Source organism: Streptomyces marinisediminis, assembly GCF_026262575.1.
GTDB classification, from domain to species: Bacteria; Actinomycetota; Actinomycetes; order Streptomycetales; family Streptomycetaceae; genus Streptomyces; species Streptomyces marinisediminis.
In genome coordinates this window covers 40,214-56,479 of record NZ_JAPKFL010000030.1, presented here as the reverse complement: position 1 = coordinate 56,479, position 16,266 = coordinate 40,214, and the positions used below count along the sequence as shown (strand labels likewise).

11 protein-coding genes and 1 riboswitch are annotated in these 16,266 nt (G+C 77.0%); of the genes, 3 read left to right on the top strand and 8 right to left on the bottom strand.

Annotated elements, in window-relative coordinates; all coding sequences use genetic code 11:
* From cobO to OSB71_RS21045, 8 genes are all read right to left on the bottom strand, one after another.
* Nucleotides 1-597 carry a cob(I)yrinic acid a,c-diamide adenosyltransferase gene (gene cobO / locus OSB71_RS21080; RefSeq protein WP_265950302.1) on the bottom strand — a complete coding sequence of 199 codons (597 nt, stop codon included), beginning with the start codon at nt 595-597 and terminating at the stop codon, nt 1-3.
* Entirely contained in the window at nt 597-2,669 is a 2,073-nt protein-coding gene (locus OSB71_RS21075) for a putative cobaltochelatase (RefSeq protein ID WP_265950301.1), read from the bottom strand. The genes cobO and OSB71_RS21075 overlap by 1 nt, the downstream gene beginning before the upstream one ends.
* Complete coding sequence (gene cobN, locus OSB71_RS21070) at nt 2,666-6,319, bottom strand: cobaltochelatase subunit CobN (protein ID WP_265950299.1); 3,654 nt, start codon at nt 6,317-6,319, stop codon at nt 2,666-2,668. The genes OSB71_RS21075 and cobN overlap by 4 nt, the downstream gene beginning before the upstream one ends.
* Nucleotides 6,316-7,842 (bottom strand): cobyric acid synthase, encoded by a 1,527-nt coding sequence (locus tag OSB71_RS21065; protein WP_265950297.1) that lies wholly within the window; start codon nt 7,840-7,842, stop codon nt 6,316-6,318. The genes cobN and OSB71_RS21065 overlap by 4 nt, the downstream gene beginning before the upstream one ends.
* Nucleotides 7,829-8,842, bottom strand: a complete 1,014-nt coding sequence (locus tag OSB71_RS21060; protein WP_265950328.1) for a cobalamin biosynthesis protein — start codon at nt 8,840-8,842, stop codon at nt 7,829-7,831. Before OSB71_RS21060 ends, OSB71_RS21065 begins: the two co-directional genes overlap by 14 nt.
* 131 nt (nt 8,843-8,973) lie before the next feature.
* A riboswitch (cobalamin riboswitch) is annotated at nt 8,974-9,097 on the bottom strand.
* Between the two features lie 483 nt (nt 9,098-9,580).
* Nucleotides 9,581-10,060, bottom strand: coding sequence for a hypothetical protein (locus OSB71_RS21055; RefSeq protein ID WP_265950295.1), 480 nt, complete (start codon nt 10,058-10,060; stop codon nt 9,581-9,583).
* A gap of 300 nt (nt 10,061-10,360) precedes the next feature.
* Nucleotides 10,361-10,570, bottom strand: coding sequence for a hypothetical protein (locus tag OSB71_RS21050; RefSeq protein ID WP_265950294.1), 210 nt, complete (start codon nt 10,568-10,570; stop codon nt 10,361-10,363).
* 46 nt (nt 10,571-10,616) lie between these two features.
* Complete coding sequence (locus OSB71_RS21045; protein WP_265950292.1) at nt 10,617-11,852, bottom strand: inorganic phosphate transporter; 1,236 nt, start codon at nt 11,850-11,852, stop codon at nt 10,617-10,619.
* Between the two features lie 747 nt (nt 11,853-12,599).
* Between OSB71_RS21045 and OSB71_RS21040 the strand changes: the two genes are divergently transcribed.
* The 3 genes from OSB71_RS21040 to OSB71_RS21030 all read left to right on the top strand — a co-directional run bounded on the left by OSB71_RS21040 (nt 12,600) and on the right by OSB71_RS21030 (nt 16,034).
* Nucleotides 12,600-13,337, top strand: a complete 738-nt coding sequence (locus OSB71_RS21040; protein ID WP_265950290.1) for a class II aldolase/adducin family protein — start codon at nt 12,600-12,602, stop codon at nt 13,335-13,337.
* Nucleotides 13,338-13,402: 65 nt separating this feature from the next.
* Nucleotides 13,403-14,563: an alpha/beta hydrolase family protein gene (locus OSB71_RS21035; RefSeq protein ID WP_265950289.1), complete on the top strand. Its 1,161-nt coding sequence runs from the start codon at nt 13,403-13,405 to the stop codon at nt 14,561-14,563.
* Between the two features lie 106 nt (nt 14,564-14,669).
* Nucleotides 14,670-16,034, top strand: a complete 1,365-nt coding sequence (locus OSB71_RS21030) for a hypothetical protein (RefSeq protein WP_265950287.1) — start codon at nt 14,670-14,672, stop codon at nt 16,032-16,034.
* The last annotated feature ends 232 nt before the right edge of the window (nt 16,035-16,266 follow it).

Genomic DNA, 16,266 nt, shown 5'->3' with positions numbered 1-16,266 from the left:
TCACCACTCGATGCCCCGCTGGCCCTTTTGGCCGGCGTCCATCGGGTGCTTGACCTTGCCCATCTCCGTCACCAGGTCGGCCGCGTCGACCAGCTCGGCCGGCGCGTTGCGCCCGGTGATGACGACGTGCTGGCTGCCCGGGCGCTCCCGCAGCACGGAGACGACCTCGGCGGTGTCCACCCAGCCCCAGTGCATCGGGTAGGCGAACTCGTCCAGCACGTACAGCCGGTAGGTCTCGGCGGCCAGGTCGCGCTTGACCTGCTCCCAGCCCTCGCGCGCGGCCTCCTCACTGGTCTCCAGGGAGCGCTGCACCCACGACCAGCCCTCGCCCATCTTGTGCCAGGCCACGGTGCCGCCCTCGCCGGAGGCCCCCAGCACCCGCAGCGCGCGCTCCTCGCCGACCTTCCACTTCGCCGACTTGACGAACTGGAACACCCCGATCGGCCAGCCCTGGTTCCACGCCCGCAGCGCCAGCCCGAACGCCGCCGTCGACTTGCCCTTGCCCACGCCGGTGTGCACCGCGACCAGCGGGCGGTTCCGCCGCTGCCGCGTCGTCAGCCCGTCGTCGGGCACCACACTCGGTTTGCCCTGCGGCATTACGCAGCCCTCCGCACATCCTCGACCAGCGCGGACACCGCGTCCGCGCGCAACTCCCGCAACGTCACCGCCGGGCCCCCCAGGGCCCGGGCGAGTTCGGCGGCCAGCCCGAGCCGCACCGGCCCGGACTCGCAGTCCACCACGACCGAGGCCGTGCCCTCCGCCGCCAGCAGCCCGCCGGCCCGCTGCGCCCGCGCCACGGGCTCCGGCCCGCCGGTGGCCCGGCCGTCGGTGACGGCCACGAGCAGCGGACGGCGCGCCGGGTCGCGCAGGCGCTCCACGCGCAGCACCTCGCGGGCGCGCAGCAGCCCGGCGGCCAGCGGGGTGCGGCCCCCGGTGGGCAGCGACTCCAGGCGGGCGGCGGCCGCGTCCACCGACGACGTCGGCGGCAGCGCCACCTCGGCGTCCGCGCCCCTGAAGGTGACCATGCCCACCTTGTCGCGGCGCTGGTAGGCGTCCAGCAGCAGGGACAGCACGGCGCCCTTGACCGCGCTCATCCGCTGCCGGGCCGCCATCGAACCGGAGGCGTCCACCACGAACAGCACCAGGTTGGACTCCCGGCCCTCGCGCACCGCCTCGCGCAGATCGTCGCGCCGCACGAGCAGCCCGGTGCCGCGGCGGCCCCTGGCCCGCTGGTGCGGCGCCGCGGCCTGCACGGTCGCGGCCAGGTGCAGCTTCCCCAGCGCCCCGTGCGGGCGGCGGGCGCCGGTGGTGCGGCCCTGCGCGGTGCGGGCCCGCGAGCGCCGTCCGGCCGCGCCCTCGCCGACGCCCGGCACGGACAGGGTGCGCGCCGCGAACGGCTCGGCGGCCGGGGCCGGGGCGCGCTCGCCCGCGCCGCCGTGGGCGCCCTGCTCCTCCTGGTCGCCGTGCGGCTGCCGCGCCGGCGGTCGGGGGGCGTCCTGCGCCCGGTCGTCGCCGCCCGGCGGCTGCCCGCCCCCGTCCGGACCGCCGTCGCCGGGGCCACCGTCGTCCGGGCCGCCGTCCGGGCCGCCGTCCGAACCGTCGTCCGGGCTGCCCCCCGGGCCGCCGTCCGGGCCGTCGGGGTCCGGGTCGTCGTCGGCGCCGCCGTGCTGCTCCAGGGTCTGGTCGAGCTTGTCCTCGTCCAGCCCCGGCGCGTCGAAGGGATTGCGGCGCCTGCGGTGGGGGAGGGCCAGCAGCGCCGCCTGGCGCACGTCCTCGGCCAGCACGTCGGTGCGGTTCGCCCAGGCGGCCAGCGCGGTGGCGGTGCGGGCCATCACGATGTCCGCCCGCATGCCGTCCACCTCGAACGCGGCACAGGTCGCGGCGATCTGCCGCAGCGCGGCGTCACCCAGCACGACGTGCGGCAGCAGCGCGCGGGCCGCGGCGACGCGCTCGCGCAGCGCGCGCTCCTCGGCGGCCCAGCGCGCGGCGAAGGCGGCCGGGTCGGCGTCGTAGGCCAGCCGGCGCCGCACCACCTCCACGCGCTCCTCGGTCTCCCGGGAGGCGGCCACCTCCACGGTGAGCCCGAAGCGGTCCAGCAACTGCGGGCGCAGCTCGCCCTCCTCGGGGTTCATCGTGCCCACGAGCAGGAACCGCGCGGCGTGCCGCACCGAGACGCCCTCGCGTTCGACGTAGGAGGCGCCCATGGCGGCGGCGTCCAGCAGCAGGTCCACGAGGTGGTCGTGCAGCAGGTTCACCTCGTCCACGTACAGCACGCCGCGGTGCGCGTCCGCCAGCAGGCCCGGCTCGAAGGCCTTCACGCCCTCCGCGAGCGCCCGCTCGATGTCCAGCGCGCCCACCAGCCGGTCCTCGGAGGCGCCCACCGGCAGCTCCACCATGCGCGCGGGCCGCCGCTGCCCGGCGTCCGCCTCGTGCGGCCCGTCGGGGCAGGCGGGGTCGGGCGCGGCCGGGTCGCAGGAGAACCGGCAGCCGCGCACGACCTCCAGCTCCGGCAGCAGCGCCGCCAGCGCCCGGACCGCCGTCGACTTGGCGGTGCCCTTCTCGCCGCGCACGAGCACCCCGCCGATCGCGGGTGACACGGCGTTCAGCAGCAGCCCGAGCCGCAGGTCGTCCATGCCGACGATGCCGGTGAACGGGTACGGAGTGCTCATGCGTCGTCTCCTTCCAGGTCACCTTCGAGTTCGAGGTAGGTCTGGCGCAGCCGGTCCAGGGTCTGCGCGTCCGGCTCCGCCCACAGCTCGCGGTCGGCGGCTTCCAGCAGGCGCTCGGTGATGCCGCGCAGCGCCCAGGGGTTGGACTTCTTCATGAAGTCCCGGTTCTCGGCGTCGAAGACGTACTCGGCGGCCAGCTTCTCGTACATCCAGTCGTCCACGACGCCCGCCGTGGCGTCGTAGCCGAACAGGTAGTCCACGGTGGCGGCCATCTCGAAGGCGCCCTTGTAGCCGTGCCGCCGCATCGCGGCCATCCAGCGCGGGTTGACCACCCGGGCGCGGAAGACGCGGTGCGTCTCCTCCCCGAGCGTGCGCGTCTTGACCTGCTCGGGCACCGCGCTGTCGCCCACGTACGCCTGCGGGGAGTCGCCCGTCAGGTGGCGCACCATGGCCACCATGCCGCCGTGGTACTGGAAGTAGTCGTCGGCGTCCACCAGGTCGTGCTCGCGGGTGTCCACGTTCTTGGCCGCCACCTGGATGCGCCGGAACGCCGCCTCCATGTCGCCGCGCGCCGGACGGCCGTCCAGCCCGCGGCCGTAGGCGTAACCGCCCCACACCGCGTACACCTCGGCCAGATCGGCGTCCGAGCGCCAGTTGCGGGCGTCGATCAGCGGCAGCAGACCGGCGCCGTACGCGCCCGGCTTGGAGCCGAAGACGCGGGCCGTGGCCCGGCGCCGGTCGCCGTGCTCGGCGGTGTCCGCGTCGGCGTGGGCGCGCACGTAGTTGGACTCCGCGGGCTCGTCCAGCTCCGCGACCGCGCGCACCGCGTCGTCCACCAGCCCCACCACGTGCGGGAACGCGTCGCGGAAGAAGCCGGAGATGCGCACGGTGACGTCGATGCGCGGCCGCCCCAGCTCCTCCAGCGGCACGACCTCGAAGCCGGTCACCCGGCGCGAGGCGTCGTCCCACACCGGGCGGCAGCCCAGCAGGGCCAGGATCTCGGCGATGTCGTCGCCCTGCGTGCGCATGCACGAGGTGCCCCACACCGTCAGGCCCACCGACCTCGGGTAGTGGCCCTGGTCCGCGAGGTGCCGGGCCAGCAGGGAGTCCGCGAGCGCCGTGCCCACCTCCCACGACAGCTTCGACGGGATCGCCTTGGGGTCCACGGAGTAGAAGTTGCGGCCCGTGGGCAGCACGTTGACCAGCCCGCGCGTCGGGGAGCCGGACGGGCCGGCCGGGACGTAGCCGCCCCGCAGCGCGTGCAGCACGTTGCCGATCTCGTCGGTCGTCCGCGCCAGCCGGGGGGCGACCTCCTCGCCCGCGAACTCCAGCACCCGCACCGCGTCGCGCACGTCGGCGCCGAGCACGTCCCGCACGGTGGCCGCGGCGCTGCCCGGTGCCCAGTCGGCCGCCTCCATCGCCTCGGCCAGCCGCCGCGCCAGGTGCTCCAGCAGGTCGATCGCGTCGGACGCCGTGCGCGCCGGGCCGTCGGCCAGCGCCGTCAGCGCCGCGGGCACCGCCACGCGCGCGCCCGGCTCGGCCAGCAGCGTCTGCTCGTGCAGCCCGAAGTGGGCGGCCAGCGCCGCCCGCAGCCCCGGCAGGGCGCCGCCGACGCCGCCCCACACCTGCGCCGAGCGCAGCACCGCCAGCGCCAGGTTGACCCGGGGCTCGCCGGTCGGCGCGCCGCCCAGGACGTGCAGCCCGTCGCGGATCTGCACGTCCTTGATCTCGCACAGCCAGCCGTCGATGTGCATGACGAAGTCGTCGAACTCGTCCTCGTCCGGCTGCTCGTCCACGTGCAGGTCGTGGTGGAGCTCGGCGGCCCGCACCAGCGTCCAGATCTGGCCGCGCACGGCCGGTGCCTTGGCCGGGTCCAGGTCGCACACGAGGGCGTACTCGTCGAGCAACTGCTCCAGCTTGGCCAGGTCGCCGTAGGAGTCGGCGCGCGCCATCGGCGGCACCAGGTGGTCCACGACGGTGGCGTGACCGCGCCGCTTGGCCTGGGTGCCCTCGCCCGGGTCGTTGACGATGAAGGGGTAGACCAGCGGCAGGTCGCCCAGGACCGCGTCGGGCGCGCAGCCGGCGGACAGGCCGAGCCCCTTGCCCGGCAGCCACTCCATGGTGCCGTGCTTGCCCAGGTGCACCACCGCGTCCGCGCCCCAGGTCTGCTCCAGCCAGCGGTAGGCGGCCAGGTAGTGGTGCGAGGGCGGCATGTCGGGGTCGTGGTAGATGGCGATGGGGTTCTCCCCGAAGCCGCGCGGCGGCTGGATCATCACCACGACGTTGCCGAACTCCAGGGAGGCCAGGACGATGTCGTCGCCGTCCACGTACAGCGAGCCCGGCGGCTCGCCCCAGTGCTCCAGCATCGCCTCGCGCAGCCCCGGGTCGAGCGTGGCGAACCACTCTCGGTAGTCCGCCAGCGGCACCCGCGCCGGCGCCGCCGCGAGCTGCTCCTGCGTCAGCCACTCGACGTCGTGGCCGCCCGCGTGGATCAGCCGGTGGATCAGCTCGTCCCCCTCCGCCGGGTAGCCGTCGACCGCGTACCCGGCCTCCCGCAGCGCGTCCAGCAGCCGCACCGCCGACGCCGGGGTGTCCAGGCCCACCGCGTTGCCCACGCGCGAGTGCTTGGTCGGGTAGGCGGTGAAGACCAGCCCCAGCTTCTTCTCGGCGTTCGGCCGGTGCCGCAGCGCGGCGTGCCGCACCGCGATCCCGGCGACCCGGCGGGCCCGCTCGGCGTCCGCCACGTACAGCGGGATGCCGTCGGGGCCCTCCTCCTTGAAGGAGAACGGCACGGTGACGACGCGTCCGTCGAACTCCGGGATGGCCACCTGCATCGCCGCGTCCATGGGGGAGAGCGCCGCGTCGGACTCCTCCCACGCCTTGCGCGACGTCGTCAGGCACAGCCCCTGCAGCAGCGGCACGTCCAGCTCGGCCAGGGCGCCGATGTCCCACGTCTCGTCGTCGCCGCCCGCGCTGGCGTCCGACGCCCGGGTGCCGCCGGCCGCGAGCACGGTGGTCACCAGCGCGTCCACGCCGCCCAGCAGCTCGTACAGCCCCGGGTCGGCGCCGCGCAGCGAACCGCAGAACACCGGCAGCGCGTTGCCGCCGCGCTCCTCGATCGCCTCGCACAGCGCGTCAACGAACGCGGTGTTGCCGGAGAGCTGGTGGGCCCGGTAGAACAGCACGCCCACGGTGGGCCGGCCCGGCTCGCGGCGCCGCTCCCCGCGCACCCCGTACTCGGGCATCGACGCGGGCGGCGCGAACCCCTCGCCGGTCAGCAGCACGGTGTCGGACAGGAAGCGGGCCAGCTCCGCGAGGTTGCCCGGGCCGCCCTCGACCAGGTAGCGCAGCGCCTCGGCCACCACGCCCGCGGGCACGCTGGACTCGGCCATCAGCTCCGCGTCCGGCACGGACTCGCCGCCCAGCAGCACGGTGGGCACGCCCGCCCGGCGCAGCGCGGCCAGCCCCTCCTCCCAGGCCCGCTTGCCGCCCAGCAGCCGCACGACGGCGACGTCGGCGCCCTCCAGCAGCGCGGGCAGGTCCTCGGCGGCGTCGACGCGGGTGGGGTTGGCGATGCGGTAGGACGCGCCGGACGCGCGCGCCGCCAGCAGGTCGGTGTCGGCGGTGGACAGCAGCAGTACGGTGCTCATGAGGGTGCTCCCGGCGGTACGAACGGCAGCCCCGCCGGGGCGCCGTCCTCGATGAGTCGCAGCAGGGCCGCGGTGTCGGCATGTTCTTCGATCAGGTCGCCCAGCCGGTCGAGCTGTTCTTCCCGCAGGTCGGCGAAGGCGGTGTCCGGAGCGGGCACGAAAGCGCGGCCCGCGTCGGCGGCGACGCGGCGCAGGAACGCGCGGCGGAAGGCGTCGCTCTCCAGCGAGCCGTGCCAGTGGGTGCCCCACACCGCGCCCACCCGGCAGCCGTCCAGGAACGCCTCGCCGCCCAGCACCTCGGCGACCCCGTGGTGGATCTCGTAGCCCGTCACCGGCTCGCCCAGCGCCCGCCCGGACGGCCGGGCGAGGGTCTTGTCGCGGTGGAAGCGCACGCGCACCGGCAGCAGCCCGAGGCCGTCCACCACCCCGGCCCGCGACTCGACGTCGTCCTCGATGCGCTCGCCCAGCAGTTGGAAGCCGCCGCACAGGCCCAGCACGGGTCGTCCGGCGGCGGCGCGCCGGGCCAGCTCGGCGGCCAGCCCGCGCGCGTGCAGCCAGCGCAGCGCGCCGACGGTGCCGCGGGTGCCGGGGACGACGACCAGGTCGGCGTCGGCCAGCTCCTCGGGACGGTCGCCGAAGCGCACGAGCACCCCGGGCTCGGCGGCCAGCGCGTCGATGTCGGTGAAGTTCGACATCAGCGGCACCGGGAGCACCACCACCCGCAGCACCTCGGCGCCGTGCGGTGGCGCGGTGGCCGACTCGCGCACGGTGCCGCGCAGCGAGACCCGCAGACCGTCCTCCTCGTCGATGCCCAGCCCGTGCCGGTGCGGCAGCACGCCCAGCGTCGGCCGCCCGGTGAGCCGTCCCAGCATCTCCAGGCCCGGCTCCAGGAGCGAGACGTCCCCGCGGAACTTGTTCACCACGTACCCGGCCACCAGCGCCTGGTCGGCGGCCGACAGCAGGGCCGTGGTGCCGAAGAACGACGCGAACACCCCGCCCCGGTCGATGTCCCCGACGACGACCACCGGCATCCGGGCCGCCCGGGCGAGCGCCATGTTGACGATGTCGGTGCGGCGCAGGTTGATCTCGGCCGGGCTGCCCGCGCCCTCGCAGATCACCGCGTCGTGGCCGCGCCGCAGCTCGGCGAGGCAGTCGGTGACGGTGCCCAGCAGCTCGGCGCCGCGCCCGCCGTGGTAGCCGCGCGCGCTCATCTCGCCCACCGGCCGGCCCAGCAGCACCACCTGGCTCGTGCGGTCGCCACCGGGCTTGAGCAGCACCGGGTTCATCAGCGCGCTCGGCTCCACCCGGGCGGCGGCGGCCTGCATGGCCTGCGCCCGCCCGATCTCCGCGCCCTCCCGGGTGACGAAGGAGTTCAGGGACATGTTCTGCGCCTTGAACGGCGCGACCTTCACCCCGCGCCGTGCCAGCCAGCGGCAGATGCCCGCCGTGACGACGCTCTTGCCCGCGTCCGAGGTGGTGCCCGCCACCAGCAGCGCACCACCGGGCCGCTCACCGCCCGCCATGTCGCCTCCTCGCCCGGTCCGCCCTCTGGTGCGCCGGCCGCTGCCCGGCCCGGCTCGCCGCCCGCCCGGCCGCCCGGCCCGCCGCGTGCGCGGCCAGCGCGGCGCCCAGTGCGAGGGCGCCCACGCGCCGGGAGAGCCGCACCGCCCGCTCGACGTCCGCCACCGCGACCGCACGCCCGGCGCCGTTCAGCACGGGCCGGTGCTCCACTCGGCCGCCGTAGGCCAGGGTGCCGCCGAGCCGGACGCCGAGCGCGCCCGCGAACGCGGCCTCCACCGGGCCCGCGTTGGGGGAGGGGTGGCGGCGCGCGTCGGCCCGCCAGGCCGCGCGGGCGGCGGCCGGGTCGGGGCCGCACAGCACGGCGAGCGCGGCGGTCAGCCGCGACCCCGGCCACCCGGCGACGTCGTCCAGCCGGGCGGCGGCCCAGCCGAAGCGCCGGTAGCGCGGTGAACGGTGGCCCACCATGGCGTCCAGCGTGTTGACGGCCCGGAACGCGGCCACCCCCGGCACGCCCGCGAGCCCGCCCCACACCAGGGCGCCCACCACGGCGTCGGAGGTGTTCTCGGCGACCGACTCCACCACCGCCCGCGCGATGCCGTCGGCGTCCAGCCCCTGCGGGTCCCGCCCGCACAGGTGCGGCAGCCGCGCGCGGGCGGCCGCGACGTCCCCGCGGGCCAGCGCGGCCCCGATCGCCCGGGCCTCGCGGGCGAGCGAGGTGCCGCCGAGCGCGGACCAGGTGACGGCGGCGCTCAGCGCGGCGTCGCAGGCCCGCGGCGCGGGCAGCCGGCGCGCGAGCCGGCCCAGCGCGGCGGCGCCAGCGCCCACCCCGCCGACGCACAGCGCGGTGTGCAGCACGCCGGACGCCCGACCGTCCCGCCACAGCAGGCGCTCGGCGGCACCGGCCGCCCGGCCGAACGCGGCGACGGGGTGCCCACGGCGCGGATCGCCGACGAGGACGTCGCACAGGTAACCCAGCGCGGCCCCGGAAAGGGAGAAGCCCATGGCGTCGTCAGCAGGCCGTCGCACCCCGGAGCGTCATGGGCGCAGGTGTGTCGGGTGGCAGGGGAATGCCGGGCATGGCGGTATGTCCTCACTCAGGGTCCTCGCCCTGGCTCGACGTGACCGGCGGTGAGAGTCTCCTGGCTCCCGGATCAGCACCTTCCCCCTGCCTTCCAGCCCCGTGGGGCCGTGACGTCGGGTGGGGGCGTGCTCCCCGGTGACAGTGGCGGGACCGCGCCGGACTCGCACCGGCTTCCTCTCCTGCCGCCGTATGGCACCGGGCAGTCCACCACGCCCGGCAGGGGCCGTCAACTCCGCCCTGACCTGCGACGGCGCGAAGTTGCCAGACTCACACGCCCCACGGCGAGTCCCCACGGCTTCCGCGCCTCACCGGCCGCCCCGGCGACCCGTCTTCCACCACCGGGCCACCGCCGGGCCACTGCCCGCCCCGCCGCCGGGCCGGTCACCGGCGGCCGAGGACGGCGTGGGCGTGGAGGGCGTGGCGGGCGGGCCCGTGTCTGCACACGCCCGGCGGTGGCCCGTCGGCCGACGGGGTGTCACCATCGGGGCGACGGAGGCGGGGGACCTCCGTGCACGAGAACGGGAAGAAGGTGGCATGGGAGACCGTAAGCCGCCCGTCTGGGCGTTCGTGCTCGTCGGCGCGTACTGCGCCGGGGCCCTGTACCTCATGTACCTCGTCAACAGGTAGGCCCCGGCTCCGGGCCCGTGCCCGGGCGGGGGTCACGCCGCGGGGAGCCCACCGGGGCGGCGCCCGGAGGTCCGGCCCGCGCTCCCGGCGCAGGCGGTGGCGGCCAGCGCGAGGCCCAGCGCGGCCGGGTTGAGGTACCCGGGGACGGCGGCGGAGGCGTAGGCGTCGCCGGTGCTCGTCTCGCAGACGAAGCGCAGGGGCAGGAAGTCCACGCGGTAGTCGGTCACGCCGGCCGCCCGCTGCTCCTGGCCGGGGGTCAGGCAGGGCGGGAACGGAGCCGAACCCGTGCCGCCGTCCTCGGCCGCCACGACCGCGCCGCCGACCAGGAGCAGGCCCCAGGTGTACAGGGCCGCCGCGGCGGCGCCCAGCAGCGCGGCGGTGCTGCGCAGCCACACCACGCGGCCCGCGCGCCGGAGGCCGTGCCGCCCGAGGGAGCCGAAGCCGTAGCCGACGAGGGCGAAGGCCGTGACGAGCCCGGTGAGCCCGGCGAACACCAGCAGGGGGAAGGTCATCCGCGGAGTCCACCAGAGCGGGGACCGCAAAGCTGTGGCGGGTCCCACAGGCGGGCCCCGCGGTGTCCCGCGAGGCCGGGACCCGATGCCCGGAGCGGCCGCCGCCCCGGGCGCGCCGCGCGGACCCGGGGCGGCGGCCCGCGACGGCGGCGCAGCGCGGCGACGACCCGGCGGCAGCCGCCGCCCGGCGACGGCGGGAGGCCCGGTGACACGGAAGCCCACCCGGCACGGGGCCGGGAGGCCACCGGGCACGGAAGTCACCGCGCACGGAGGGCCACCGGGAGCGGCGCGGCGGGGGTGCTACGCGGCGATCGTGTAGATGCCGAAGGCGACGGCCGCGGCGCAGACCGCGTAGGCGAGGTAGGAGCCCGCCTTGGCGGCCACGCCGGCGGTGCCGTCGGACCTGCGGGAGCCGCCGACGATGCCGAGGGTGAAGACGCCCACCAGGGCGACGGTCGCCAGCAGGCTGACGCCGAAGACCTGGCCGAGTGCTGCCCAGTCGATGTCCATCGCGGTACGTCCTTGCGTGCGTGGGGGCGGGGTGCGGTCGGGAGGGTCAGACCGTGCTGGCGGCGCGCTGCCTGGCCGGGTCGTCGTCGGCCGGGTCCGTGGCGGCGACCGCGCCGGCCGGGGGCGGGCTGACGGAGTGCACCGCGTCGGTGACCACGTCGGCCTGGCCCGCGTCGTCGTCCGGGTCGTTGACGTTGGTGTGGTCGACCACCTGGCGGCGGGACGCGGCCCAGATCGCGGCGCTCGCGGCGATGAAGAGGACGGCGACGACGGTCACGCCCCAGTCGCCCTGCTGCGCCAGCAGCGCGGCGACGGCGGCGACCAGGCCGGCGGCCGGGATGGTCAGGCCCCAGGCGGCGAACATCCGGTAGGCGGTGTTCCAGCGGACGACGCCGCCCTTGCGGCCGTAGCCGGAGCCCATCACGGAGCCGGAGCAGACCTGCGTGGTGGACAGCGAGAAGCCCAGGTGTGAGGAGGCCAGGATGGTGACGGCCGAGCTGGTCTGCGCGGCGAAGCCCTGCGGCGGGTGGATGTCGGTCAGGCCGCGGCCCATGGTGCGGATGATGCGCCAGCCGCCCAGGTACGTGCCGAGCGCGATGGCCAGACCGGCGGAGGCGATGACCCACAGCGGCGGGTCGGCGTCCGGGGCGATGACCCCGCCGGTGATGAGCGCCAGCGTCATCACGCCCATGGTCTTCTGCGCGTCGTTGGTGCCGTGGGCCAGGGAGACCAGGGCGGCCGAGGTGATCTGCCCGGCGCGGTAGCCGTTCCCGGTGCGCTCGGTGTCGGCCTTGCGGGCGAGCCGGTAGGTCAGCTTCGTGGCGAACAGCGCGGCCAGGCCCGCCACGACCGGGGCCGCGAACGCCGGGAGGATGATCTTGCCGATGAGCGCGTCCAGGTGGATGGCGCCGATGCCCACCGCGGCCACCGTCGCGCCCACCAGGCCGCCGATGAGGGCCATGGAGGAGCTGGAGGGGATGCCGCCCAGCCAGGTGAGGAGGTTCCACAGGATCGCGCCCACCAGTCCGGCGAAGATCACTTCGGGCCGGATGCCCGACGCCTCGTCGATGATGCCCTTCGAGATCGTGGTGGCGACCTCGACGGAGAGGAACGCGCCGACCAGGTTGAGAACCGCCGACATGGCCACCGCCGGCTTCGGCTTCATGGCCCCCGTCGAGATGGTGGTGGCCATGGCGTTGGCCGTGTCGTGGAACCCGTTCGTGAAGTCGAACACCAGGGCCGTGACGATCACGATCCCGATCAGCAGCGTGAAGTGTTCCATTACCCGGCAATCAGTTTGGCGGTCAGGTAGCTCGGCGAACGTAAGGACGCTGAGTGAACGGAAGGTGAACGGTGACGGGCTTCAGAGTGTCACCCCTCGCCGGGCTTCGCGCGGACCCTCACGCGCCCGCGTCACCACGGCCTTCGCGGGCGCGTAGAGACTCCGGTCACACCTCAGTTCAGGGGGCGGGGAAGGGGGGTTGCACAGGGTTGCCGGACCCGCGTGCGTCCGCGAGCGGGGTGGTGCGCCCACCGGCGCGCCGATACCGTATCGAGACCTTCTGCCTCGGCCGCGCCCAGCGACTTGCCCGGCTGCCCCGGCAGGCGGACGACCTGCGCGCCTGCGCCCCGCCCAGCCCACGCCTCCGCGTCCGTCCCACCCCCCGTCGGCGTTCGCCCGGCCCGTGCCCGTGTGCGCCCGCCCCGCGCCTGTCGCCTCGCCCGTGCCCGTGTTCCCCCGGCCCGCGCCCCGCCGCCCGGCTCGCGTCCCGCGCCCGCGCCGCTGCTCCCGGCCCGCGTCCCGTGTCGCGGCGTCTGCCGGGTCGAGGGGTGTGCTTTCCGCCCCGTGCTCGCCCCGTGCTCTCCGTGCGCTCGCCCCGCCCCGCCGCGCGGACCGCGGGGCGCCGCCCCGCGACTGGGCTCGGGCGGGGCGGGCCTGGTAAGCAGGGCCCGGGCGCTCGGCCGGGCGCCCGGGGCGCGGGGACCGCTGGGGGCCCGCACGACGGGACGCGCGGGGCGAGGAGGGCGCATGCCGAGTAGCACGCCGGAGGAGATCCGGGCGGGGCGGGCCGGTGAGCCGGCCGGCCAGGCGCCGCCCGCCGCCTGGCTGGCCGCCTGGCGCGAGGTGGTCGCCACCGCCCGCCGCAGCGTCGCGGACGGCCTGGTCGTGGGCACCTCGGGCAACGTCTCCGCCCGCGTCGGCGACGTGGTGCTGGTGACACCGAGCGGGGTGCCGTACGAGCGCCTCACCGACGCCGACCTGTGCGCCGTCCACCTCGACGGGCGCCGCGCCGGGGGCCGCCTGGCCCCCACCAGCGAGCTGCCGCTGCACCTGGCCGTCTACCGCGCCACGGACGCCACCGCGGTCGTGCACACCCACGCCGTGCACGCCACGGCCGTCTCCACGCTGGTGGACGAGCTGCCCGCCGTGCACTACATGGCCGCGGCCCTGGGCGGGCCGGTGCGGGTCGCGCCCTACGCCACCTACGGCAGTGCCGAGCTGGCCGGGCACGCGGTGCGGGCGCTGCGGGGCCGCAGCGGCTGCCTGCTGCGCAACCACGGCACCGTCGTGCACGGCCGCGGTCTGGAGGAGGCGTACGCGCACACGGCGCAGCTCGAGTGGATGTGCCGGGTGTGGCTGGCGGCGGCCTCCGTGCCCGGCCGCGCGCCGACCGTGCTGCCGCCGGCGGAGCTGGCGGTGGTGGCGGAGCGGCTGCGCGGCTACGGCCAGCCGCCGGCGGACGCCCCGCCCGGCACCCGCGCCTGACTCCGCCTCACCCGCCCGGCGCGGCCCCCTGGTCTCACCGCCTGCGACCTTGCACACTGGACGGGATGCGCCCGCGAACCGCGGCGGCCGTGGCCGCCTCCACCACAGTGCTGGGTGCCGGGGCCGCCGTCGCGGCCGGCCGGTACGCGGCTGGAGCAGCCCTGAAACCCTCCGGAAAGGCGCCTCCCGGCTTCGACGGTCCCGCGCTGACCGTGCACGCCACGGGTCCCGGCCAGGTGACGCTCACCCGCTCGCTGGTCTCCCAGCTCCCCGGCGTCTACGGACTGACCGGGCCCGGCCTGCGGGCCGTGGTGGGCAACGTGCTGGAGGCCGGCCCGCAGGAGGGCCGCGGCGGGCGGCGCCCGGAGCCCGGCACCCCCGACACCGTGGTGCGGCGCCTGGTCCGCGTCACCGAGGGCGAGTTGCGGCCGGGCAGCCGCGTCCGCCTCACCCCGCAGGCGTACACCGGCAGCCCGCACGGGTCACTGGACCTGCCCTGCTCCGACGTCGACGTGCCCGGCGAGCTGGGCCCGCTGCCCGCCTGGTTCGTGCCCGGGGCCCGCGACACCTGGGTCGTCGCCGTGCACGGCCTGGGCACCACCCGGGACCACCCGATGGTGGTGATGCCCCTGCTGCACCGCATGCAGTTCCCCGTGCTCTCGGTCGCCTGCCGCGGTGACCTGGGCGCACCGCCCGCGCCGGACGGGCTGGGCCACCTCGGCGACGACGAGTGGCGCGACGTGGACGCCGCGATGCGGTACGCCCTGCGCCACGGCGCCGAGCGCATCGTCCTGTTCGGCTGGTCCACCGGCGCCACCGCCGCGCTGCTGGCCGCCGCGCGCTCGGCGGCGCGCGCCCAGGTGGCCGGGCTGGTGCTGGACTCGCCCGTCCTCGACTGGCGCGGCACCCTGCGCGCCCTTGCGGCCCGGCGCGCCCCGGGGCCGCTGCTGCCGCTCGCGGTGCGCGCCGCGCAGGGCCGCGCCGGGCTGCGTCCCGAGCGGCTGGACGAGGCCGCCGACCCCGCCCTGCTCGCCTCGCCGACGCTGCTCCTGCACGGCCCGGGCGACACCGTGGCCTCCTACGACGCCTCCCTGGCTTACGCCGACGCCCGCCCCCGGCTGATCAGCGTGCGCGAGGTGCCGCACGCCCGGCACGCCGGGTGCTGGAACGCCGACCCGATGGGCGTCGACGAGTCCCTGCGCCGTTTCCTCACCCCGCTGGTGTGAGCCGCCGCCCGGTCCGCGACGCGCTGAGCTGGGCAGTCGGCGCGCCCATCTGAGCGGAGTCGGTGACGGTTTGGGCTTTCCGGGGGTCACCAGGAAGACTGCCCCCGTGACGTCCCGTACCCCGCGAGACACCAGACTGAGCATCGTTCCCGCACAGGCCGTGGCCACGGCACGCCGCTCGGTGTCCGTGCGCCGGGCCCGCCCGGCGCCCCGCCCGCCCGCCCGGCTGGCCCCGCGCGAGCGGCTGGCCCGGCAGGCCCGAGCCGCGCTCGGCGACGCGGTCCGCCTGGCCCGCTGGGCCGACGCCACCGGCACCTCGCCGGCCGCCGACCCACGGCGCGCGGGTGCCGCGCTGCGCATGCCGCCTCCGCAGATCGTCGTCCACTGGGACCGCGCCCGCCTCGCCGGGCTGGTCGAGCTGCACGCCGGTGCCGTCTCGGCGGGCTGGCGGCTGCGGGCCTGGGACCGCGACGACTCCGCGGTGCTGCGCGGCTGGGTGGCGCTCTTCGACGCCTGGTCGCTGGCCTGCCCCGCCCCCGAAGACGCCGACCCCGCCCTGGTCGGGGACGTGGTGGTCGCCGCGCCGCAGTTGCTGTCGGTGATGCACCTGACCTCCGGCCCGGTCACCGAGGCGGCCCTGCTGGAGCTGCTGACCCAGCGCATCGCCGAACTGCGCACCGAGCGCGTCGCGGCCGGGGCGCGGGCCCCGGACCCGGCCGAACCGGAGCTGCGCACGCTCCTGGGCTGGGCGCTGGACGGACTGGCCGCCGTGGGCGCGCTGACCCGCTGCGCCGACCCCGGCCGCACCGGCCAGGCCGTCCTGACCCCGCTGGGCGACTGGGCCGTGTGGGCCAAGCTGGAGCAGATCTGCGTGGCCGCCCTCAGCCCGGCCGGGAACATCGAGCAGTCGGCCGCCGACATGCTGCGCGGCTGCGCCCGGCTCTCGCCCGGGCCCGCCCGGGACGAGTACCGCGCCTGGCTCGCCGCCCGCCCCACCGGCCCGGCGGTCACCGAGCTGCTGGACGCCGCGCACGGCGAGGACGCGCTGATCCGGGCCCTGGCCTTCGAGGCGCTGCGCGTCGTCGGCGCCCCGGCCGAGCCCGCGGTGCGCGCGGCGGCCGACGACCCGGCCCTGCGGCCCTACGCGCTGCTGTGGCTCGCCGAGCACGAGGGCGCCGACCCGGAGGACCTGGCCGGGGGAGCGCCCGGCGTCCTCACCCGGGCGGAGGCCGCCTGGCTGTGGGTGGACACCGCCGCGGCCGTCGCCGACCACGGCGAGGCGCAGCTCCTGGTGGACCACCTGGCGTCGGCCGTGCACGAGTCCGTTCCCCGGCTGCTGGAGGAGATCCGCGCGACGGGCCACCCCCGCACCGTGCAGGTGCTCGTGGCGCTGGCCGCCGCGCACCCGGACCCGGCGCTGGCCCGCACCGTCCGCCGCGCCGCGTTCCAGGTCCACTCCGGCGGGGCCTGAGACCGGCCGCGCGCCCGGGGTCGCCCGCCCCGGGCGCGCGGCGGACCCGGGACGCCACCGCCCGCGCGCGGGCGCCGTCGGCCGCCGGGCGGAAAAGCGGTTGCGGCGCGCCGGTAGACTGCCGGGCATGGCAACTCCTCTCGTGCACTAGCGACGGCGTACGTCCGCGTGCCCGCCAGCCGTCCCCGGCGCCGGGCCGCCCGTGGCAGCGCGCACGCGCCACCGACCAGAC